Below are 4752 nucleotides of genomic sequence, written 5' to 3'. Positions count from 1 at the left end.
ACCACTCTGTTTCACCGGCACAGCTTCCAGAACGGGAACTCCCGAGGAAAAATTAAATGGCAACCATGAGCCAGAGGTTAAGTCGAGTATTGTGTGATCACTACTTTTCTGAACCCGAATACCAAACCCCGGAATACCCGTGCTGATAACTGTTTCACCGTTAATCACGACCGTTGTCGCCTGCATCTGTAGACGCAGGTCATCCATTGCCAGATTGTTACAAACAAGCGAGTAGTCAATGGGACGTTTATAATCAACCCTATTGATCTTATTAATGAATACATTACCAAACTCAACTGCCGCACCATTTACCGTACAAGGAGGAGGGGCATCGACAAGCACCCGTAAATTCATACTTACTGACTTACTCGCTGCAACTGCAAAGCCGCTACCAACACAACATATCAGTAACCCAGTTACCGCCCAGACAGAACAAGATCCTTTCATACTGGCTCTCCCGGCCTCAGCCTTTGCGGCTCTGCTCTTCATCGACCTGGCAACTGTTACCGTTGCAAGTGAAAAAGAGCGGCATCCGAGCGCCATAGTCGTTGACATAGGTCAGTACCGGCACGCCACCCATCTTCACATTCAGCGGTGCAGAGGTTTTCGGCGACATCACTATTGGCGGGAAACCGGCTGCCGGATTGCCATTTTTCTGTGTGCTGGCATTACTGAAAATGACGTAATACGACGTCGGGTTATTGACGGTAAATTCCTGACCGTTGCGGGTTAAAGTAACCTTATATTGCTAGGGGTTTTTCATGCTGACGTTCTCCAGCGCCTTCGGTCGCCAGAACAACTTAATACGCGTTTGTAGTGCTATTTGCAGCGTGTTGGCTTTGTTTGATTTTGGCGGGATCTCACGCACGTTGAAGTAGAACAGGCTTTCACGATCGGCAGGCAATTTGTTGATATCCGGCATTCCCTGCACTTTTACCTGCCCGTTCATCATTGAATCGATGCGTTGCACCGGTGGCAGAACAGTTAACGGTGAACTGATCTTGTTACCCTTTTCATCTTCGATCCAGCTTTGGGCCAGATAAGGCAGTTTCGGATCGTTATTGCGCAACGTCACGCTGATTGATTTGTCGCTTTCATTAAATATCAAACGGGTACGATCTGGCGTTACAGAAGCCTGGGCAGACAAACTGGCAGCGCTAAGCAGTAACGCTAGCGTCGTAGCACCCAATTTGGCAGAGCAAAGTAAATCAGACATGGATCATTCCTTAATCACGTTATTGGTTAGCTGAAACAGAAACAGGGGGATTGGTGGGTGTCACCTGTTGCGTCTGCTCCTGAATGACAGGCTTTATGTCATCAGGAACAACCGGCGCGACGTTGCCTTTATGCTGGCATGGCAGTAACAAGCCGTTAAACAGATCGGCAGGCAGCGGGTCCGGCAGGTTGATATCGCAATGCGCAACACCACTCCAGAACACACTCATGTGTTCGCCAGGTTTCACCCCAGCCAGATAAACATTGCCGTCATCATCGACAAGGCCCACTGTCTGCTCGTTATCATTTTTTACTTCTGCGCCAAACGGAGGATGGCTGCCGTCTTGTAAACGCAGCACCGCCATCGCTTTTTGACCACTGATGACGGCAAATTTGCGGTAGCCAATCGTCCCTTCAGTTAGCGTGGCTTGTACCACCGACTGGGTTGCTTCGGCGTTTTCCGGCAATTTGTTGAGGTCGATATACGCCTGATTGCGGTAATAGTTATTGACGTCAGAAACGACGGCTTTACCAAACATATTGGTATAAACAGCAGCACCGTTACCTTCTACCGGAACATCGGCAACGCCATAGGCATCAATCAACAAGCGTGTCCCGCCCATATTCTGGGTACGGTGAAGTGCGCCACCGTGGGCAGTAAGCGTTGCGCCGCCCTGTAACGACAAGCCCGCAGAGGTGTATTGCCCTTCATGGTAGTTCGCACTGAGGTCAACCTGCGCCAGCGAACCATCATGGCTGTAATAGCCGTCAACGCTGGTGTGTTTGTCACTGGTGCCGACGTTCAACTGATAGTGAGTCGCGTCATCGACACGGCTGAAATAACCGACCTGACTGCTGTCCGTCCCACTGCCATAGTACCGTTATAGCTAACGGTACTGTTGTCGCCCCACGGCATACTGAGCGAAATGTACATGCCTTTGTCGGCCTGGTTGTCATACTCGTAACGGTAGCCAGTCATCGAGATGCTGACATTACGAATACTGCCCATATTGAAATAGTGCGAGAGCATGATGTTGTAGTTTGTCTGCTCCTCGCGATCCCAGTAGGTATGGCGGGTATAGTTGAGATAAACCGAAACACCCGCATCTCGGAAGTTCTGGTTATAAGTGGCGGTGTACATCTCTTTGTCGTTGCCCGTGCGTACCATTCCGCTGTCACTGGCATCCAGATACTCGCTCATAGTCATAAAGTTCTCTTCCGAGAAGCGATATCCAGCAAAAGTAACGCGGCTGTTGAGCTGGTCAAAGTCTTTGGAATAACTCACACGGAAGGAGTTACCGTCCAGCGAACCTTTGCCATAAGCGGTGTCTTTATCCAGTTTGGTGTGCGAGTGAGTAACATCAAACGCGACCGCGCCGAATGTAGACAAATCGCGACCGACACCAAGCGCCGCAGACTGATAGTTTTCATCTCCCAGTGCGCCGCCATATAACGACCAGCCGTTAGCGATCCCCCAGGAAGCTTCAGCACCAGAAAAAAATTCACCCTCGACATGGTGTCCCCACTCTTGCGGACGGCCCATCATGATCTTATAGCGAACCTGACCTGGACGAGTGAGGTATGGCATCGAGGCGGTGCTGATGTCCTATTCCTGCACCTGGCCGTTCTGTTCTTCAATGCGAATATGCAACGTACCGGAGACAGAATCACCAAGATCCTGAATACGAAACGGTCCAGCCGGAACCTGCGTTTCGTAAATCACACGCCCCATCTGGCTGACGGTCACTTTTGCTGTGGTGTGTGCCACGCCGGAAATGTCTGGCGCGTAGCCGCGCAGATTGGGAGGCAACATTTGATCGTCAGTACTGACACTGCCACCAACATAGTTAAAACCATCAAAAATATCGGATCTGAGGTAATCCTCGCCCAGCGCCAGTTTGGCTTTTAATGATGGTAACGCCCGCCTGGCATAGTAGCGACTCCACTCCCATTTTTTTTGAGTTTCATCGCCGCTGAATTCATCGTCATCATTACTGCGAGTATGTTGATAGTTAGTCTGCCAGTCAGCACGCATACGCCACGGCCCTAGGTTAACCCCGACCGTCCCGTTGCCGCTGATCTCGTTACTATCATCACCGCCATTTTCTTCGTGCCGGGTTTGTGCGTTGATGCTGTAGTCCGCGACGATCCCGGAGATGCCGTCATCCCAACGTGAAGGCGGATCCCAGTCGGGATAAGTATATTCGAGGTAAGCCTGTTGCAGTGAAATGACTAATGCGGACTGGCTTAAATCAGCCTTAATTTCCATGCCTTCCAGTTGACCGGATTTCAGGCATTTAGCATCGTGGCTCCATTGCAGATTTTTCGCCACGTCTTCTTTTAAACCAAACTGCGCTACCAGTTCCGGTGTCAGACAAGCATAGCTTTTGCTCGCGTCATCTTCACCAGCATACCAGTAAATATCGTACTCTTCCGCCAATGGCTGTTTATTTAGTTGAACCTGTAAATTGTATTTTCCGGGCTCAACATATCCCTGGCTGGAAAAACGCTTCAGATCAATTTTTGTGTCGCCTTTTAATTCCAGAAAACGGGAATCAAACTGAATGTCGTCTTCAGCCCAGACACTGCTATAACTCCCTGACATTGCCAGCGCAATGCACCACGGAAGAATCCGTAATCGAAAAAGAGAATGGTCAGGCATACACGTTTCTATCCGTTTTTATTCTTGTTCGGTCAAAATCCATTTAAATCCCCCATAGCAGTGTCGCTATGGGGGTATGCCTTACAGGTAAGTAATCTGGAAGGTGGTATTTGCTTCAAAATTACCCAGATCTGGCGCATCAGCTGCGCCGACCAGCCAGGCTTTAAAGTTCAGTGTCTGCTTCGCTTTGCCTTTGTTGGTAGAAGTGTCTTTCACTATTTTCTGGTCAATACCCATGCCGCTTTTGTAAGAGGTACCCAGAGAGTCACCGATCGCCAGGCTAACATTGTTAAATGCCGCACCGGTATCGGTATTGAAAATGGTGTAATAATTGCCGCTATTTGCAGAAGAAACGGTACCAGTAAAGGTAGTGGTCATTGTTTCCTGAGTATCAAATACGCAATCTTGCAGACGAATCTGGAAACTTTTCGGCGTGGTGGTGCCGTTATTTTTCAGTTTTTCGGCACCGATATCACCCATATCAACTTCCAGTTTGTGATCGTCCGGAACGATAGAACACACTGAGTCTTCAATGGTGCCGTAAAAACGTGCAGTACCGTTGTTACCCGCAGCGATTGTTGCCGTAGAGATGAACACGCCCATCACCATTGCCGCAGCAATAGCTGTTTTAACAAACTTACTCATTATTTGTCCTTAAACTATAAATAATTAAAAATATAAACATTGCAATACATTGATTCAGTCAATAGCCAATGTTTATACCCAGCCATTGAATACGGCATGCGACCCAAAAAGAACAGGTCGTAGAAAATTGTATTCGTTGGTGTGGGGCCGCATAGTGATGTTTCCACACCCCTGATCCAATTTAATTTTACTAAAGAGTAAATGTAGATTTAATTAATATATTGACAGAA

General features: G+C 48.5%; 2 protein-coding genes and 2 pseudogenes. All 4 read right to left on the bottom strand.

What is annotated here, in order from left to right; all coding sequences use genetic code 11:
* A partial coding sequence (locus tag ACUU1M_RS18840) for a fimbrial protein (RefSeq protein ID WP_449144736.1) occupies positions 1–489 on the bottom strand: 489 nt, incomplete at its 3' end.
* Positions 464–1216: pseudogene (locus ACUU1M_RS18835) on the bottom strand (fimbria/pilus periplasmic chaperone). The pseudogene ACUU1M_RS18835 and the gene ACUU1M_RS18840, both read right to left, overlap by 26 nt.
* A 19-nt stretch (positions 1217–1235) precedes the next feature.
* A pseudogene (gene yfcU, locus ACUU1M_RS18830) lies at positions 1236–3877 on the bottom strand (fimbrial usher protein YfcU).
* 81 nt (positions 3878–3958) lie between these two features.
* Positions 3959–4522 carry a fimbrial protein gene (locus ACUU1M_RS18825; RefSeq protein ID WP_000033323.1) on the bottom strand — a complete coding sequence of 188 codons (564 nt, stop codon included), beginning with the start codon at positions 4520–4522 and terminating at the stop codon, positions 3959–3961.
* Positions 4523–4752: the final 230 nt, after the last annotated feature.

Source organism: Shigella sp. SIG6, assembly GCF_053555815.1.
The sequence above is the reverse complement of the archived record's forward strand: the minus strand, read 5'-3'. Positions and strand labels throughout refer to the sequence as shown.

What these genes read in the sequence shown, in the direction of transcription:
- ACUU1M_RS18825 (WP_000033323.1), bottom strand. Translation starts at nt 4,522, where the DNA reads ATGAGTAAGTTTGTTAAAACAGCTATTGCTGCGGCAATGGTGATGGGC.